Below are 18,186 nucleotides of genomic sequence, written 5' to 3'. Positions count from 1 at the left end.
GATCGTTCTGGTTTCAAGCCAGGGAGGGGAAAATGGACAATCTTTCAAATCTTAGCGAAGTTGCACAGCCTTCCGCACGGCTCATCGACTTCGGACGCAATTTTCCACCTCCGAGTCCGCTTGTACGGACTGCACTCCAGGAATCATTTTCCTATCTTGCGAAGACGAATGTCGCAGAGGCCATTCGATTTCCTCGATTCACCGGCACAGCGCAGGATCGTGAAGCCGGTGCCAATTGGCTCGCACGGCGACTTGAACAAACGCTGGATCCAGACCGAATAGTGCTCGCTAACGGTACGCAGAGCATCCTCGCTATGTTGCTTGCGTACTATGTTAAACCAGGTGGCGTTCTCCTTACGGAGGCACTTACCTATCCCGCGATCAAACCACTGTCGCATCTATTTCGAGTAAAATTGTATGGCATCTCGATTGATGGGGAGGGGATTGAACCTGAAAGCCTTGATCGTGCGTGCAACAAATTTAAGGGGAAGGCGCGCGCCTTGTACTGCATGCCTACTCTTCACAATCCCACATCAGCGATTATGACCGAGACGAGGCGACAAGAAATCGCGAAGATCGCGCGCCGTCATAATCTTTCGATCTTTGAGGACGACATCTATGGCGTCCTTCCACAGAGCGCTCCTCCCCCCCTTTCTGCGTATGCGCCCGAACGCAGCTGGTATATCTCGGGTCTCAGCAAATCCTTGGCTTGTCAGCTTCGGATCGCCTACGTTGCCGGCCCAAGTTTATCGACGACGCAGCGGGTATTTTGGCCTGGGGTTAGAACGACAAATTGGATGGTTGCGCCTCTCATCGCGGAGATCGCGACCCATTGGCTAACGACTGGCTTGGCATCTAAAATTATAGATTCAGTGCGCCTCGAAACGAAAAGCCGACGGAATATCGCGGAAGAGGCATTCGGCATGCCATTCGATATCGATCCGGCAAGTTACCACCTCTGGATCAAACTGCCAGACCACCTAAGCCTCAGTGATTTTGTCGAAGCTTCGAAGCAACGAGGTGTTGTCGTCGGGGCTGGAAATGCCTTCGCCGTTGGTTCGTCTCTAGGCAACACGAGAGTCCGAATCGGACTTGGGGTCGCTACCGATCACGACCAACTTCGCAACGGCCTGTCAATGATCGGCAAACTTATCAGAGCATAGCTTTCGGAGATCTTTGAAAGGTTACGATGACTACCAACTTTCCCAATTTTGAGACCCCCTGGTCCGAGTTCACTGGCGAGGGCGAAAGCTATGACCTTTATAGACCCAGCTATCCCGCTGAAGTTGCGAGGGTAGTCATTGATCACGTCACCAACAAACGCTTCGACGCCCCTATCGTTGACGTGGGAAGCGGCACAGGAATTTTCACAAGGGTGCTCGCCGCGGAAGCGCAGGGAAGGCTCGCCGTTATTGGAGTTGAGCCGAATGCAGACATGCTTCAGATTGCTGGCAAGTCAGCGCCCCACGATCTGCAAATCACGTTCCGCATTGCAGCAGCTGAGCGGTTGCCATTTCCAGACAAGTCTGTGTCTGCCATCGCGGCAGCTACAGCGGCCCACCGGTTTGATAGACAGATGTTCTACACCGAGGTCGCGCGCACATTGCTCCCAGATGGGATGTTGGCGCTTGTTCACAATCGACACCGATACTGGGACAGCCCGGCGCTTGCCGAATACCACCAATTCGTCGAACAGTGCATTCCAGAATATCGCAGGGGCACTTTCACAACCCTCGCTGGAACGTACTCGACGATCGACTTTTGCAGCGAGCTCGTTGCTGACCTCCGATTCGCAGACGTGATCGTTCGGCATTGGAATTGGGATTTCGATGTGGACCTTTCACACTTCCTTGCACTGAGTTTCTCGTCCAGCCTCATGCAGCGATCTGCCTCGGCCATTGGCAAGCAAGCCGTTGCCGCAAAGCTAACCGAATTATTCGATCGATACTCTCAGGACGGTCTACTGCGTCAACCTCACGTGACCGAGGTGACATTAGCGACAAAGCGATAATCGAGATTATCTCGGTCAGGAATGGAACCGGCCCCTGCACATTATTGCCTGGCGGCTGCCACGGTGACGAATAGCAGGTCAGATCGCGCTTCGCATGCTAGCCCAAGAGCTAAAGAGGCGGACGATAAGCGGTCAAGCCATCATTGCCTCTAGTTTGAGTGGCCCTGGGCCCCTGCGGTCTACCCCGGATCGAGCGTCTCGCCATTTGATGGGGAACTCCAAATGCCGCCTTCCCAGTGTTGTCAATTGGAATGCCTACTCAAGTCCACGCCCATTTTATCGAAACGGCCTCGTTACCCCGGGCGGCACTCGCCGTGGACACGCACTCGGGAGGACGTAGCGCTGAGTATACGTTTTGCGCGATGATTCCGTACGTGGCCGAGACGACACAGCGGGGCTCATTGAACTTGTCCAGATCTTTGGAACGCCAATGACATTCGCTTTGGACAAGGAGGATCACAACGCGGGAAGTCTCTTCGCCGCCTGTGAACGTGTTGGAACTTCAGTTCTGGCCGTAGAACTCGGCGGAGGTCCAACCGTCAATATAGACGCTCTGCGGAGGAGATTTTACGAATAGTCGTCCATCTTGAAAACCCTACGCGAACGGCCTCCGACGGCACTGCTGCTTGAGGCAAACCACGAGCCGCCATTGAGCGGTCGCGATATGTAACCCTCGAAACCAAGACTCAAAGAGCGATGATCTCATCATCAACTGGCTCCCTGAGGCAAGCTGACTCGCTCCCGGCCAATGCCGAAGAAGCACTGTGGCCGCCGCTGTCACCTACACCATCTTTAGGGGCACGTTCAACGGAGTCGCCGACGAGTATGCTTGCAGCTTTGCAATTATCCAAGGAGCTTCTTGGCTTGGCCTGCCATGTTCTGCAGTGCTTCCTCCGGTTTGCTGCCCCAGAAGAGGACGCCGCGCATTTGATCGCACATCATCTTTACGATCTTGGCCGTGTTATCGCTCGGGAACGAGAATTGGTCCCCTGTCACCGCAAGCCGTTCCACGATATCCCGATGCAGCGGGTTAATCGTCAAATACTCGTCGAGGAATACGGAGTCCTTGAGAGCCGCGAGATTGACGGGCATGTACCCGCTATTCTTCGCCAGTATCATCTGGCCCTTTTTACTGGCGGCGAACTTCATGAAATCCAACATGACTTCTTGCTTGGCCTGATCTTTGGTAAACATGAAGAAACCATGACCGGCTCCCGCCAGTCGACCCTGAGGCGCAATGGGAATCTGGGCGATGGCCAGTTCGAAATGCCCGGCCGCCGCCTTCGCCGTCGAAGTCATGCCGCTTGCGGACTGAATATGCATTGCAGTGCTACCCGACTTGAACGCCTGGCGAGCTTGCTCCGCGGACATATCTGTCCTGACGGTTTCACCAAAGCGCGCAAGAGTGGTCAGCGCCTGGAGACCTGCCGGGCTGTCGAAGGCAATTGATTTCTGTACCCCGTTCATCATCTCCCCCCCGTAAGACGACAATAGGGTCTGGAACATCCAGGCGTTGCTGGCCTCGTATTCGATGAAGCCGCCGCTGACCGTCTCGTTTAGACTTTTGACCTTTAGACCGAATTCATGAATTTCATCCCAGGACGCTGGAGGTTTCGGATTCAGGTAACCCGCCTTGCGAAGAAGGTCCATGTTGCAGTAGATGACGGGAATGGTCGTCCCGAACGGGACGCTGAAGACTTCGCCATTGACGCTTGCCGCATCGATCATCGCGCTCGAAACTCGAAGGGCTTCAAGACCCCCAGTGTCGCCGCCGAAGAGCTTGTTCAAAGGCTGCGCGATCTTTCTGTTGGCGAGGATCCCCGCATAGGTCAGGGCTTGCCAGGAGCCGTCCGGCAGGGAATTCACAAGAGAACCTCGGATCGTGCTGTTCAATAATGGGTCCCAGTTGTCCCCGTCAGCTACAAATTTGATCGACTTCGAGGGGTTATCAGTTTCGAATTGCGTCGTCAGTTCGGAGAGAAGAGCCCGGTAAGTCGGATTGGCTTGCGAAATCGTGACGGTCGTTTTCTGGGCGGCTCTGCCGACGGCCGGCATGGCGTATACGGCGGTCGACACGGCTCCGGTCACCAGGACGCTTCTGCGGGTGATCATCGTATGGTGCTCCGTTAAGGGGCAATCGGTTTCGGTGTGAGCAGTCGCTCGAAGAATCCGAAGCCGTCAATTGCAGCGATTGCTGTCATGAGAGCAAACCGCGGGAGCTTCTTACGCCTTCATCGGCACCGCGAGCTTGAAGACGCCATCGCCGATTTGTGTTGCAACCGGCAGACGACGGCAGAGTACGAACCCGGCTTCGGCGAAGTAAACCGGCGTCGGCTTGGACCACGGTGTTTCAATAGAATGCAGGAGGCCGGCCAACTGGTCTTTGGTGACCCAGTCGCCTAGTTGCACGAGCGGCTCTAGCAGCCCGCTTGCTGGCGAGAAAACGGTTGAGCTGATCGGGAGGCGACGCATGAACGCGACCTCGGGAGCTGAGTTCGAGGGGCCATCACAAAGGACGCCGGCCCGATGCAGCAGACGTATGACGCCGGTGCGCGCTTGCTCGAGCGTCGATAGGTTGACTGATCCTCCTCCGCCGATTTCGGCGGAAATGTTGAGGACCCCGGCGCGGTCGCATGCGCCGAGAATGCTCGAAGGGGTGTAATCTTCCTCATCGACGAAAAACGCGACCGGAAGTCCGAGTGCCTTGGTGAGATCCACGACGCGGCGTCGCCTGTCGCCATCGATAGCTCCAGAAAGCATTGCCGACGGGAAATAATCGATGGATCTACCGCCTGTATGGATGTCCACGACAAGTTCTGCGCGCGACATCAGGACCGTCTCGATGAAGTGCGCGATGCGCTCGGTCGCCGTGCCGCTTTCCCTGCCGGGGAACACGGCGTTCAGATTCCCGTCGTCAGATGGGGCAAAGCGCCGTCCGGCTCGAACGGCCTCGGCATTCGCGGCGGGAAGCATGATCAACTGGCCACGAACATCCTCGACTTCTACGGTGCCGAGCAGCGACCTTGCGATGAGCTGCCCCTCATACTCGTCGCCGTGGCAGCCGCCGATGACCACAACGCAGGGGCCGTCGCCGTTGCGTATGGATGTGATAGGAACCATAGAACATCCGAATGGCGATAGCTCGCTGGTCGTCTTCACGTTGAGATAGCCGTCCTGACGGCCATCCTTATCTAGATCAATGCTCAATTCAAACGACTGGTTCATGAGCTCACACTCCTCTCGGTTTGACGACAGTCGAATCTGTGAAGCGGAGCCGAGACTGTTCTCTCCCACAACGGTTCGTGACCCGCAATATCGATAGGTTCGCTCAAGGACATGTGTTCGCGAAACTTCGGTGGCGAAGCTCAATCCGCAGGAGCAAGGAAGTTATTGAGATCATAAGGGGCCTGGACCGCAGTCAGGCACGCCTCAATCGGAGACTCTAGAGGAAGGCAATGACGGGGAGCACGACGAGGGTGCGCGTGATCAGGAGAGGGAGATCGGAATCCGGTCGCGCTCGCACAGCTTGGAGAGCTCCTCGCGCAACGTGGCTTTCACCTCCGAAAACTCCTGTTCCGGCAGGAAGTGCGATTCGATCAACTGGCGGTCCAGCGTCCAGATCGAATCGCCAGGCAGCGGATCGGTGCCGTAACGGGGAACGATGTTCCAATGCACGTGAGCAAAAGAGTTTCCGAAGAATGCGACATTCATTTTCTTCGCGCCGAAGGCTAACTGAACTGCCTCAGCGACCATCGCCACTTCCAGAAGGTGCTTCGTGCGTATCTCGATCGGAAGATCATGCAGTTCGCGTGCCTTCCGCTTCGCGGAAAAGAAGCAGTAGCCTTTGAAATACTGACGATTGCGGCTGAGCGTAACAATGCCTGTTTCGAGCTCGGCAACGAAATGGCGCTCGTCTGAATTGTCGATCAACCGCAGGATTTCGGCCGGCGAATAGCTTTCATGAGCCATTTTATATGTCTTTCTATATGGAGGTCCGTCAAATATCAGGATTTCGGTAGACTCGTCACGTCGCGAACCGCTGTCGGCATCGGCCCTTCGGCGGTCTGCTTGAGGGGCACAATATTTTGCAGGTCGTCACGACGGATGTGATGCTCTGACTTCGGGTCGGGATAGGCATTGGTTGAACGGATTTCACCAATTCCGCTGTGCGCGCAGAAGAATGTTCACGGCGCCCTGGTCCTTCAGCTCATACGCAGCACCCGGTTTGGCACTACCTGACTGGAGCGGCAGCGTCACAGTGCTTCCGCCTGCGTACTTTTGATCGAGCATGTTGTAAGCAATCTCGGCTGTGAAGGACAGGTTCTTGACCGGGGTCCAGATTGCGCGTGCACCAACAACCGCGTAGTTGAAGTCGGGGTTGCAACCGGCAACGCCGCTCGATAGCCCGATACCTGCTACGAATGCGCCGCAGATGTAGCCTTTCGCTCTGCTGTCATACCGGACAGCAGCCCACGCTCCATAGAGGCTGGTGGCCCAATATGGATCCCAGTTGTGGGTGTACCCACCGTTGAAACCATAGACCGTGGTCAGCTCCTGACCGGCACCGGCGACAAAGACGGAGTCAGACACACCGGCGATGCCGAGGCTTTGGTAAGCACCTGCTGCTCCGGTACCGCCGTATCTCGCGAAAGTCGTCGGCATATAGCTGTTGAACCCATAGCGGCTTGCGCCATTGGCATACATGCCGCTCACATTGATGGTGTCACCCAGCCCGGTCGGAAGGTTCTTGATCGACAAGGCCAATTGCCCAGCCCAGCCCCATTTGTCGGCCGGATGACCAGTCGTCTCGGCCGCGCCATAATATGCGGCATGGTTGTCATGCGCTGCGACCGATGCCTGAAAGAGGCCCCAAGCCTGGTCAACGCGAAGCATAGCGACGAGATCTGGAGCTCGCGATCCCCCGATGTCGCTGGCACCGTAGGCACCGGTTGCGAGACCTGCCGGCGTCGCGGCGCTCACGTTCCATATGTTGGTTGTGTATCTGGCGACCTGATCCTGAGCCGAGAAGGAAGCGGTGATGCCCTGACCGAAGTCGGCTGTATACGTGAATTGATTGACGGCGTCTCCGCCGCCGCTGCCCGGCAGCTCGAAGATGTTCGCTGGATACTCGGTCCAGGGTGTGTTGAATTGCGACTGCGTTTGACCGAAGGTGAAGCCGGCGAACTGGATGAAGGCTAGGTACACCTGGAGGTAACCGCCTGCGACTGCGTCACCGGAGTACGTCGTGGCACCGCCAGAGAGACCCGCGCCAGCACCGGCGTAGCCACCTGTGGTCCACTGGAGCAGGCCTTCGAAGAAGGTCCGAACGACGCCGTACTCGGTCGCGGTACGCGTATCGATGTCGAGGGCCTCACGAGACCGCATGGTGTAATAGTTACTAAGGCGGTTGTTAGCTCCGCCCGCGCCGGTTACGCCGTTCGGCAAGAGAGTTGTGTCAAAACGCAGGTATCCACCCAGTCTGATGCAGGTGTCGGTCCCCGGAATGTAGTAGAATCCGGCACCATAGAGCGAGCAGGCCTTCACGTACTCAATCGCTTTTGCTTTGACGGGAAGATCAGCTGCTTGTGCGCCGCTCAGGGCGAGTAAACCTGCCGCTGAAGTCAAAACCACCTGTTTGATCGCACTTATGTACCGCGCACGGTCGCCATGAATCGGCCCATTCAGGGCAGAGCACAGCTCGATCTGGGCGGATCTAGAAGCCGGGTCCGAGTGCCCCATACAGCCGCTGTTCAATGATTGTCGTGAGGGTGATGCGCGATGGCAGGTCGTCTCGTTCGAGTTTCGCTTGATAATTTTCTTCAGCACAAAAATCTCCATTCACAAAGACGCGATCGTTGACTGTAGGTTTTCGGTTTCCTAGCGAGACGAGGCCGCAAAGCGTTCGGCGAGCGCAGGGATGGTGTCCCGCAAGACCGACCACTGGTGGCGAAGTCTCACGCCAGATTCGACGGATTCGACTGGCGTTCTGGCGGGAAGATGAGCCCAACATCTAAAGTGCCGATGTCGGTTCGCTGAACCAGCGCTGACAGTTTCTGGATGAATGCGCCAAACGTACCTTCAGCCGAAACAAAGATCCGGCACTCGGCTAATCACTCGCTGAAGCGAATGACTCCACCACATATTGCTGGGCCATTCGGGCGGTTGAGGCGACGATCGAAGCGCCGTCGACATCGACCTTGATGTTGCAACTGTAAATCGGCTCCCTGCCCTGTCACCGCCTGCTGGAGGACTGCGGATTAGCTACGTGAGTCGCTTATGATTGATGAGGCAGGAAAATCTCGCTCGTCCACTTTCCGGAGAGGAATTCCTTTGTGTCATTCTTTTAGATGCGACGCCGCTTGAACGATTCGAGAGATGGATTGCGCTGTCTGCTGGGCGCTTTCGCCGATAGAAATGAAATGGTTTGGTACAGGAAGCGGCAGCCGCGAGGTGGCGCCCATGCAAGCAGTCTGGTGAAGCATCGGCGCTTCTCTGGTCTGGAAAGAACGGCGAATCTGCCTGCTAATCAAAGTGGCAAACATCTCCTCAGACGAAACACGGGTTCATTTCATCACTCGCTAAATCGAATAACAACTTGCATCTGTTGCGGCGCCATTCGGCCTCTTGTGACCACGATCGGAACGCCGTCAAGGTCCACATTGATGTTGGTCATCAAAATCACCGGTTGCCGTCGCGGCAGCGCAAGCAGCAGGGCATCGGCCTGCGACAGTAAACCCGCGGAAATTCGCGTCTCGAATCTGTGATAGTCGAGGATTCCAAAGTGTTTCCAGGACTCCGTGAGACTGCCCGACTGTTCGATCAGCGCCTCGATTCCCTCGAATCGAGGCAGTGGGAAATAGCTCGACGAGATCGAGGCGGCGATACCATCGATCAGTATCAGCGTATCGACTCTGCGTGCGAACTGGGTCTGTGGCACACGGAGGTCGCGCGCAAGCTCCCTGTCGACGCGAACCCGCGCGGAACCGACGAACCGGCGCTCGCTGATCCTGTGCATGTCGCGCACGGTCGTGCTCAGACGGGTCCGCGCCCCCAATCGGGAGTGGACGACGCGCTCCTTGACGAAGGTACCGCGTCCCTGCTCGATGCGCACATAGTCGCGCTCCTTCAGCACCGCGAATGCCCGGCGCACAGTATTGCGGTGAACGCCGAAGATCGCGGCTAGCTCAGTTTCTGTAGGTAGGCGTTCGCCCGGCTTATACGTCCCACCGATGATATCCTTGCGGATGGCCTCGACCACGATCCGCCATAGCGAGTTCGCACCACGCCTGGCGTAGAGGGAAGATGGGTGATTCTGTCCGGTCATCGATCTCGGGCCTGCGCTGGGCGGAACGTCTGCGCCAAAGCCCCCGCCAACGTCCAGCGCCTTAGCACATCAAACCGGCGCGGCAATGACCGTAAGGGGCAGATGGCAGTCGAAATTTGCCGGAAAATTCCCATGTGCAGCAGGAAATCGGCGGGATTTCACTTGTGCCGAACTGGCGCTTCGCTCCACTGGAGCCGACGCTAACGCACCGGCGCGGGGACGCCCAACATTATTCTGGAGCCGTATTCTTGCGCTCGCTGTATCCTACTGTCCGAAACGTACCAAATTGGGGGGCGTCGGCAAAGCCAGGCCAGCCGAGCGGAGGCCGATTAGATACAGACCGTTCGTTACTGACTCTCAAGAAGGCTTCATCATTTGACGGCTCCCCCTGTCATTCCTTCAACGAACCACTTCTGAGCGGCGAGGAAGGCGATGACAAGGGGAAGAATGACGATTGTGGCGGCTGCCATGAGGGGCCCGTAATCGTTCCCTGCCTCCTCATTCGCGAACGCAATAATGCCGAGCGGTGGCGGCATCAGGCTCTCCGAACGGACCGCGATCAGCGGCCAGAAGAGGTCATTCCAACGGCCCACGACGGAGAAGATCGAGAATGCAATCACCGCCGGGAGCGCCATCGGTACCATCACCTTCCAAACGATGCCCAGTTCCGAGAGCCCATCGAGGCGCGCGGCGTGGACCACGTCGTCGGGAATGGTCTTGAACACCTGGCGGAAGAGGAAGATGCCAAACGGCGAGACCACGAAGGGAAAGATAAGCGCTGCATAGGTGTTGAGGATACCGAGTTCATAGCAGAGCACGAAAAGTGGCAGCGAGAGCACCTGGTGCGGCAGTAGGAGCCCGATCAATACGAGACCAAAGATCAGATCACGGCCAGGAAAGCGCAGTTTGGCGAGAGCATAGGCGCAAGGGGCGCAGATTAGGATTTGGAGTGTCAAGATTGCGGCGCAGACCAGGATGCCATTTCCCATATAGCGCGCAAGCGGCGCGGAGGTTAACGCTTTTCTGTAGTTCTGCACCGCATACCATTGCTCGGGGAGAAATGCGAAGTGTTCACGAAATATCTCACCCGGCGGTTTCATGGACAGGCTAATCATCCAGACGAAGGGGACGAGGATGATGGCTGCCGTGATCAGCAACACGGCGTGGCGCAATATGGCGGCCTGAGGAGAGAGGCGGGCGTTCATTGGTAGTGCACCCTCTTGTCCATGACGCGGGCTTGAATGATCGTTAGTGCCACAACGATGAGGAGGAATACGACGGCGACGGCTGCGCCGTAGCCGGTGCGCAAATATTCGAAGCTCTCGCGGTAGAGCGTGTAGAGCAGTACATCAGAGGCGTGGCCTGGCCCTCCCTTGGTCAACACCTTGATGGTGTCGAAGGCCTCGAAAGCGCGGAGCGCCACGACGATAACGACGAACATCGATACTGGACCGAGCATTGGCAAGGTGACGGTCCGGACGCGATCGAGCCAGAGGTCAGCACCGTCGATCTCGGCGGCATCGTAGAGGTCGTGGGGGATCGCTTTGAGGCCGGCGAGAAAGAGAACCATAGCAAAGCCGAGGTTCTGCCAGATGCCGATGATTGCAAGCACCGGCAAGGCGGTCACCTCGTCGCGCAACCAGTTGGCTGTGGGCAGCCCCAGCGCAGAGAAAGTCTGGTTGACGAGGCCGATGGTAGGATGGAGCAGCGCCTCCCATGCGATCGCCATCGCAGCCAGCGTCGCCATGAATGGCAGAAAGTGAATGGCGCGGTAAAGAGCGCGCAGCGACCGTCCGCTCTCGATCAGCATTGCGATGGCAAGGCCGAGAATCACGGTGCCGGGCACCACAATCAGGACATAGATGACGGTGTTGAGGAGCGAGGCTCGAAATCCGTCGTCGGCGAATACCTCGCGAAAGTTCGCGATTCCAACGAAGGCGAAGGTGTGCGCGCCAAACTGCCAGTCGGTTAGTGCGATAACGAAGACCGCGATCACAGGTACGAAGAAGAGCAGGACAAGCAGCAGGACCGCCGGCCCCGCGAGGGTGTAGGCAGCCACCCCCTCGGCAAGGCGCTGCCGACGCAAAGGCACCTGAGCGGCGCGCTCTGGCGCGTCCGCGGACTGAGTGCGACCGAGCGCATTCACAGGGCGAACTGCCGGATCGGGATGAGCTTCGGTGTCTCCCCCGACCCGCTGGACCGAAGCCTCTTGCCGTCCTGGCCAAAGACCAGGATGCGGTCGGGATTTACCGACAAATGCAGCGTTTGGCCGAGCGCGATCTGGGGCGCCCGCTCGGCGGCCAGTCGGGCGATAAGCGGATGATCGAGGCCGGCGAGGTCGAGATGGACGAATAGATCGGAACCCATGTGCTCGATGAGCCGGACCGCCCCGGTCAGGGTATTGACGCCGACGCACTCGGAAAGGTGGAAGGCTTCCGAACGGATGCCAAGGGCGAGCGCCGTACCAGGCGGCGCATCGGAGAGGATCTTGAAGCTGGTGCCGAAGGCATCGACCAGGCCCCGCTCGCGCACAATCGCGTCGAGAAGGTTGATCTTGGGGCTTCCGACGAATTCGGCCACGCGGCGGTCGTCGGGGTCGGCATAGATATCTTGGGGTGGAGCGACCTGGATCAACTCGCCATCGAGCATCACTGCGACTCGATCAGATAGCGTCATCGCCTCGGCCTGGTCGTGGGTGACGTAGACGAAGGTGACGCCCAGACGACGATGGAGGTCCTTGATCTCGGCACGCATCTGGACCCGGAGCTTGGCATCCAGATTACTGAGCGGCTCATCCATCAAAAAGACGGCAGGGTGGCGGACCATCGCGCGGCCCACGGCGACGCGCTGGCGTTGTCCGCCGGAGAGCTGGCCGGGCTTTCGGGAAAGCAGATGGCCGATGCCCAGCGCCTTTGCGGTGCGGGCAACTTCTGCGTCGATTTCGGCCGAGACTTGCCGGGCGCCCGGCATGAATCTTCCCAGGATCGGCAGCCTTTGCCAGAACTTCAATCGCCGCATGCGAAGCGGCAGGGCCATGTTGGCGGCTACGGTCATATGGGGATAAAGCGCGTAGGACTGGAACACCATGGCGACATCACGGAGCTTCGGCCGCAAGCCATCAACTAGCCCCTCTCCGATCCTCACGGAGCCGCTGTCCTGCACTTCCAGCCCCGCCAAAATCCTGAGGAGCGTCGACTTACCGCAGCCCGAAGGCCCCAACAGCGTCAGGAACTCTCCATGGTCGATCGCAAGCGAAATACCCCGAAGGACCGGCGTTGGGCCAAAGGATTTGGTGATGTGATGAAGGTGGATGTCACTCATGGGCCACTTTCTGTCCAGACCGGCCCTCATCGTGCCGGGCACCTTGCTAAGGCATTCTGGCGATCGCTACCCGGTCTTGATGAAACTGCACTGACAGAATAGGTACGACCGCGCCATTCATACCCATCCTGGGGGTCGCTTAGCACGTCCAGGCTCAGTCAACGAGCCGCCACACCATATTCAACCGCACTTGGCCATGCGATGCCAAGATGACAAATGTGCACGATTATGCACCCATCTCCGTGATAGCACCTTGCAATCGAGACAGCAGACTGGAAATTCTGCCAACCCTGAACTCAGATAACTGGTCGGCAGCTCGCGAGAATGAATTCCTCTCGTCAGCGTCGAGCGCAGGAGAATTTGCTCTGAGGAAGATTTTGGGAAGCCGCGACGAGCTTCCGAAGAATGATTGATCGCCCTCCGCACCCGTATGGCGCGCCGAAGCAAACAGAATTTTCAACGCTTCGGCAAGAGCTTTTGGACATCGCGGACCATGTCGGCGAGCGCTCCGTCCGGCGTCTGTTTCAGCGTCACGACACTTTGCAGGTGATCTCGAATCACGGCGGTGATGCGGGGCCCGTTGTCACCGGGATAGACGTTCACGCTCTTTATCCGGGCGAGCCCGGCAAGGCCAGCGAGGGCGTTCGGCTTCGATTTGTAATAGTCGCCAAGGTATTTCGGGTCCTTGACCGCAATCGTGTTGACCGGCGTCAATCCGGTCTTCGATACCATCAGCGTTTGCGCCTCCGCGCCGAGAGCGAATTTCAGGTATTCCCACGCCGCTCGCTGTTTCGCTGGATCGCGAGTCATGATCGCCAGTCCGCTGCCACCCGAGGGCACCCTGCCGTCGGCAGCCGAGTGCGGGAACGGACCGGTGCGGATGTCGCGCGTAGATCCAACGTTGGCGGTCAATTGTTCCAGGCGCGAACTGGAGGCGACATAAATGCCGATTTTGCCCGAGGCAAAGGCTTGGCGCGCCTGTTCGGTGGTCATGTCGACCATGCCAGTCTCACCGAAGCGGCGCATCAACTGCAAGGCGGCCTGGCCGGCAGCGCCGTCGAAGGCAATCTTTCCGTCGGGTGTGAACACGTCGCCACCATGGCTATATACAAGCGCGTGGAACGACCAATTGTAACTGTCGGGATAATACTCAAAGAAAATCGGAACAAGTGCAGGGATCGATGTGTGGATGTTGTCGGCGAGCGACAGGATATCGTCCCAAGAAAGATCCAAGTTTGAGAGATTCGGACGCACCTTACGAATGACGTCCATGTTGTAGTAAACGATGCTCGTCGATACGGACTCCGGAAGGGCGATCGTCTTGCCTTTCCATTGCGTCGCGGCGAGCGCCTCTGGCCTAACACCGACCGCGGCAAATAGCGGGTCAGCGGCAAGAAAGCTGTCGAGTGGTACGAGCAGCCCTCGCTCGGCGAGGACCGGCATATCCGGGTAGCAAAGCGAGGCAACGACGTCTGGCAGATCGCCGGTGACCGCCGCCCTCAGGAGTTGCTGCAATAGGGCTGGACAGTCAGCGGCGTTGGCGTCCGTGACGATTCGTATCTCGGGGTTCTGTTGCATGAACCGCTCGACAATCGGCTGGCGGAAGAGGCCGTCGCGGGCCGGAAAGGCGTAGCCCACCCGCAGTGTGACAGGATGGGCATGGGCTGCGCTCACCGCGATGAGCGCGCCAGTGATGGCCGATATTACCGAAGACATCGTTTTCATCATGACAACCTGCCTTGAAGCGGAGACGGATCATGCCGGCGCCGAATAGACGTGCCCGGAAGGGCATGTACTCGACATGCTCCGACTAAGCGCGCCAGATGAAGCTGAATTGACAGAATTGGAATCACATCGCCACTTGTACCTTCGGAAAGAACCATCCAGGCCCTTACTCCTCATTCACGTTGGCGACGAAACTGAAGCGGCCTGGTCGAACGTTTATTGGGACAGCGCCTCTCGATTGAGGACATTGTACAATTCCATCAAAGTAACACGATTTGTCATCGCGCTGTCTCTCACTGCCCTTTGACTGCTGATAGAACTCAAGCGGGTTTAAAAGCAAGAAAGAGGCGTCCTCTGATGGGTCAATCGATCGGTACGCTAAGTCAAGTTCCACAAACTATTCATCAATCCCGCGAGGTTGTCCTGACCAACGCCAAGATCGTGACCCGGTCGACCTGTTTCAAAGGAACGGTCCAGATCGTTGGCGGCGCGATAGCTGATATTTCGACAGGCAATACCACTGCGTGGGGCGCCTTCGACTTTGAAGGCGATCATCTGCTGCCCGGTTTGATTGACGTCCATACCGACCACCTCGAAAAGCAGATTCTCCCGCGCGCCGGCATGACTTGGGACCCCTTGGGTGCGGCGATTGCTCATGACGTTCAGGTCTGCGCGGCTGGGACGACCACTGTGTTCGATTCCGTGATCGTTGGAGCGGTGGGCAACCCGGAGCGACGTCGCCTGCTGCCTCTGATGCTCAAGGGGCTTGGGGAGGCGCGCCGTCACGGCCTGCTTAGGGCTGACCACGCGCTTCACCTGCGCTGCGACGCCCGCGAGCACGACCTCATTGAACTTTTCCTTGAATATGCCGACCAGCCTCAGCTTCGATTCGTGACCATCATGGATGACGGGCCGCGGCGGGACCCGAAGCGCTTCCGCCATCTAGAACGTCGCAAAAATAGGCCGGCGGCGGAGATCGAGGCAGCGATTGCCGCTGTCGCGACCACAGAGGACTGCACGGAAGAAAATCGGCGCCGCCTCGTCGCACACTGTCGCGCGCGCGGTGTACCTTTCGCTAGCCACGATGACACCACTCTTGCCCATATCACGGAAGCGGTCGGATACGGTCTCGTCATTTCCGAATTTCCAATCACTCTGGAGGCGGCGAAAGCCGCCCGCACCGCGGGCATGACGATCATCGTTGGGGGACCGAACCTCGTCGCCGGGCGGTCACATATTGGGAACGTCTCGGTGCGGGAGCTCGCGCAGGACGGCCTCATTGACATCATCTGCTCAGACTACATCCCCGCCAGCATTCTGCGCGGCATTTGGTACTTAGCGAGTCAATCCGGGGGGCTAACGCTTCCTGAGGCCGTTGCACTCGGAAGCCAGCGGCCAGCGGAAACCTTCGGCCTTCTCGATCGCGGCGAAATCGCTGTTGGCAAGCGCGCCGACCTCATCCGCGTAGCCGACCGAGCCGGTCCTGTCGTCCGAGGGGTCTGGACGGCCGGACGTCAAGCGCTGTGAGTTGATCCGAGACACATGAATATCTCAGTGACGCACCATCAATATAGCCGTCAAAACTGGATGACGTTGCTTGCCAAAGCACCGATTGCAGAACTGGACCGGCACTGGGCGGCGATCGCTCGGCCGAAATTCCAGTGGATACGGCGTCCCGAATGTGGTGCGGCGATGCTGCGGGGGGCCGTCGGACGCACCGGCACTGTGTTCAATATCGGCGAGGCGACTGTGACGCGCTGTACGCTCCAGATCGAGACTGGCGAGATTGGCATTGGCTACGTGCTCGGCCGCAACAAGCGCCACGCGGCACTCGCCGCCGTGTTCGATGGATTGATGCAGCGCGACCAAGCTACCGGGACGGGCGAGATCGGCTCGATCATTGCGGGGATTGATCGCTGCGTGCGCCAAGCAGAGCGGGCGATCCGACGCGAGGCCCAACGGAGCAAGGTCGATTTCTTCATGCTGGGCCAGGGAGACATGGCGAATGACGGCTGATCTGATCCCGCCTGCATTCCGCGATCCCGTTCACGATGCGCAGTCAGCTTTCCGCCGACTCCTGACAGCGCTGTCGCGGCCCGGCACACCGGTTTCCTTTCCCGGGCCCGCCCAGCCGCCGCAGCCGATGAGCGGGCCGCTCGCCGCTATCGCGCTGACGCTCCTCGACCCCGATTGTCCGATCTGGCTCGACCCGGCGCTCTCGACGGATTCGGTGCGGCGCTATCTCCATTTCCACACAAACGCACCGCAAGTCAGTGATCCGAGAACCTCGACCTGCGCTCTGATCGGCGATGTTGGCCGGATGCCGGGATTCGGCAGCTTCCATGCGGGGGTGGCCGCCTATCCTGACCGGTCGACGACGCTTCTGCTCCAAGTGCCTTCGCTCGCCGGCGGGCCGGTCGTCCGTCTTTCCGGGCCCGGAATCGAGACGACGACCAGCTTCGCGCCTCGTGGGCTGCCGGACTGGTTTTGGCCGTCCTGGCGCGAGAATGCCGCTCGCTATCCGCTCGGCATCGACATCTTCCTCACTGACGACCTCGCCGTTGTCGGCCTCCCGCGCTCCACCAAAGCCGAGGAACCATGATCACATCGATCAAGGGTGGCGAAGCCGCCATCGCTGCCTCACACCGTCTCCTCGCCAAGCGCCGCCGTGGCAATCCGAACATCGCCGACGTCGGCGTAGACCAGATCCGCGAACAATTATCGCTCGCCGTCGACCGAGTCATGAGCGAGGGGTCGCTCTACGACCCTGACTTGGCGGCGCTGGCGATCAAGCAGTCCGAGGGCGACCTCACCGAGGCGATCTACCTGATGCGCGCTTTCCGGACCACGCTCACCCGGTTCGGCTACGCCGAACCGGTCGACCCCGCGGCGATGGTGGTACGCCGACGCATCGCGACAACCCACAAGGACGTGCCGGGCGGCCAACTCCTCGGGCCGACTTATGACTATACCCACCGGATCCTTGATATCGCTCTTTTGGGAGCAAGCAGCGACGATCTCTCCGATCTCGCCGGCGACGGCGAAAGTAGGTATGAAAAGGAAACCGAAGATGACGCTGCAGAGCCGGGGCACGATTCAGCGGCTCACGCCTTGACAAAGGATTGCGGCGTCCTCGCGCTGGCCGACATCGTCGAGGACGTCCGGCCTGACGGGCAGTCGAAGATTGCCGACATCACCCGCGATCCACTGGTGTTTCCCTCCACACGGGACGAGCGGCTGCAGAGCTTGGCCCGCGGTGACGAGGGCTTCCTGATGGGCCTCTGCTATTCGACGATGCGCGGCTATGGGCGTAACCATCCGTTCGTTGCCGAACTACGCTCCGGTGACGTTGGGATTGTCCTGACCATTCCTGAACTCAACATACCTGTTGGCATTGGGACGATCTGCCTCACCGAATGTCAAACCGTGCATCTGACGACCAGCGACGGTGCGCTGCCGCCTCGTTACACGCGCGGTTACGGCCTCGTCTTTGGCCATAGTGAACGCAAAGCGCTCTCGATGGCCATCCTCGACAGGTCGCTGCGGTCCGCCGAACTGGGCGAGACGGCTACTTACCCGGGACAAGACGACGAATTTGTCCTGTCTCATTGCGATAGCGTGGCGGCATCCGGGTTGGTGCAGCACCTGAAGCTGCCCCACTACGTCGATTTTCAAGCCGAGATGCAGCTGCTCGGCCAGATGCGCGCGGACTATGCGGAACGACATGCAAGCCCCAGTCTAAAACCCACTCCCGGGCCAGATATGATCACGGAGGCACTCGGTGGAGACTGACTTCACATTCGAC

Annotated in this window: 15 protein-coding genes; 6 read left to right on the top strand and 9 right to left on the bottom strand. The window is 58.7% G+C overall.

Annotation, left to right across the window (positions count from 1 at the left end):
* The first annotated feature begins 32 nt into the window (after positions 1 to 32).
* Both QCM77_RS05415 and QCM77_RS05410 read left to right on the top strand, forming a co-directional pair.
* Positions 33 to 1,163: an aminotransferase-like domain-containing protein gene (locus tag QCM77_RS05415; RefSeq protein WP_279682220.1), complete on the top strand. Its 1,131-nt coding sequence runs from the start codon at positions 33 to 35 to the stop codon at positions 1,161 to 1,163.
* Between the two features lie 26 nt (positions 1,164 to 1,189).
* A complete protein-coding gene (locus QCM77_RS05410; RefSeq protein WP_279682218.1) occupies positions 1,190 to 2,011 on the top strand; it encodes a class I SAM-dependent methyltransferase in 822 nt (273 codons plus the stop codon).
* Positions 2,012 to 2,854: 843 nt separating this feature from the next.
* Here the strand turns inward: QCM77_RS05410 and QCM77_RS05405 are convergent.
* From QCM77_RS05405 to QCM77_RS05365, 9 genes are all read right to left on the bottom strand, one after another.
* A complete protein-coding gene (locus QCM77_RS05405; RefSeq protein ID WP_279682217.1) occupies positions 2,855 to 4,123 on the bottom strand; it encodes an extracellular solute-binding protein in 1,269 nt (422 codons plus the stop codon).
* 111 nt (positions 4,124 to 4,234) lie between these two features.
* Positions 4,235 to 5,236 (bottom strand): succinylglutamate desuccinylase/aspartoacylase family protein, encoded by a 1,002-nt coding sequence (locus tag QCM77_RS05400; RefSeq protein WP_279682215.1) that lies wholly within the window; start codon positions 5,234 to 5,236, stop codon positions 4,235 to 4,237.
* 261 nt (positions 5,237 to 5,497) lie between these two features.
* On the bottom strand, positions 5,498 to 5,980 hold the full coding sequence (locus QCM77_RS05395) for an HIT family protein (protein WP_279682213.1): 483 nt from the start codon (positions 5,978 to 5,980) through the stop codon (positions 5,498 to 5,500).
* Between the two features lie 183 nt (positions 5,981 to 6,163).
* Entirely contained in the window at positions 6,164 to 7,660 is a 1,497-nt protein-coding gene (locus QCM77_RS05390; protein ID WP_279682376.1) for a porin, read from the bottom strand.
* 922 nt (positions 7,661 to 8,582) lie between these two features.
* Positions 8,583 to 9,335 (bottom strand): phosphonate metabolism transcriptional regulator PhnF, encoded by a 753-nt coding sequence (phnF, locus tag QCM77_RS05385; protein WP_279682212.1) that lies wholly within the window; start codon positions 9,333 to 9,335, stop codon positions 8,583 to 8,585.
* A gap of 371 nt (positions 9,336 to 9,706) precedes the next feature.
* Positions 9,707 to 10,540 (bottom strand): carbohydrate ABC transporter permease, encoded by an 834-nt coding sequence (locus tag QCM77_RS05380; RefSeq protein ID WP_279682211.1) that lies wholly within the window; start codon positions 10,538 to 10,540, stop codon positions 9,707 to 9,709.
* A complete protein-coding gene (locus tag QCM77_RS05375; protein WP_279682210.1) occupies positions 10,537 to 11,394 on the bottom strand; it encodes a carbohydrate ABC transporter permease in 858 nt (285 codons plus the stop codon). Before QCM77_RS05375 ends, QCM77_RS05380 begins: the two co-directional genes overlap by 4 nt.
* Positions 11,395 to 11,477: 83 nt before the next feature.
* Positions 11,478 to 12,656 (bottom strand): ABC transporter ATP-binding protein, encoded by a 1,179-nt coding sequence (locus QCM77_RS05370; RefSeq protein WP_279682209.1) that lies wholly within the window; start codon positions 12,654 to 12,656, stop codon positions 11,478 to 11,480.
* Between the two features lie 456 nt (positions 12,657 to 13,112).
* A complete protein-coding gene (locus QCM77_RS05365; RefSeq protein ID WP_279682207.1) occupies positions 13,113 to 14,384 on the bottom strand; it encodes an extracellular solute-binding protein in 1,272 nt (423 codons plus the stop codon).
* Positions 14,385 to 14,738: 354 nt separating this feature from the next.
* Here QCM77_RS05365 and QCM77_RS05360 point away from each other — a divergent pair, with 354 nt between their 5' ends.
* The 4 genes from QCM77_RS05360 to QCM77_RS05345 are packed head-to-tail and all read left to right on the top strand — an operon-like array spanning position 14,739 to position 18,173.
* Positions 14,739 to 15,908, top strand: coding sequence for an alpha-D-ribose 1-methylphosphonate 5-triphosphate diphosphatase (locus QCM77_RS05360; RefSeq protein WP_279682205.1), 1,170 nt, complete (start codon positions 14,739 to 14,741; stop codon positions 15,906 to 15,908).
* 15 nt (positions 15,909 to 15,923) lie between these two features.
* Positions 15,924 to 16,397 (top strand): phosphonate C-P lyase system protein PhnG, encoded by a 474-nt coding sequence (phnG, locus tag QCM77_RS05355; protein WP_279682204.1) that lies wholly within the window; start codon positions 15,924 to 15,926, stop codon positions 16,395 to 16,397.
* Positions 16,387 to 16,983, top strand: a complete 597-nt coding sequence (gene phnH, locus QCM77_RS05350; protein ID WP_279682202.1) for a phosphonate C-P lyase system protein PhnH — start codon at positions 16,387 to 16,389, stop codon at positions 16,981 to 16,983. Before phnG ends, phnH begins: the two co-directional genes overlap by 11 nt.
* The gene (locus QCM77_RS05345; protein ID WP_279682201.1) at positions 16,980 to 18,173 is read left to right on the top strand and encodes a carbon-phosphorus lyase complex subunit; all 1,194 of its coding nucleotides are present in this window, start codon (positions 16,980 to 16,982) and stop codon (positions 18,171 to 18,173) included. Before phnH ends, QCM77_RS05345 begins: the two co-directional genes overlap by 4 nt.
* Positions 18,174 to 18,186 lie beyond the last annotated feature (13 nt).

The organism is Bradyrhizobium nivariense (genome assembly GCF_029846695.2).
Taxonomy (GTDB): domain Bacteria; phylum Pseudomonadota; class Alphaproteobacteria; order Rhizobiales; family Xanthobacteraceae; genus Bradyrhizobium.
This window is presented reverse-complemented; position numbering and strand designations above follow the sequence as displayed.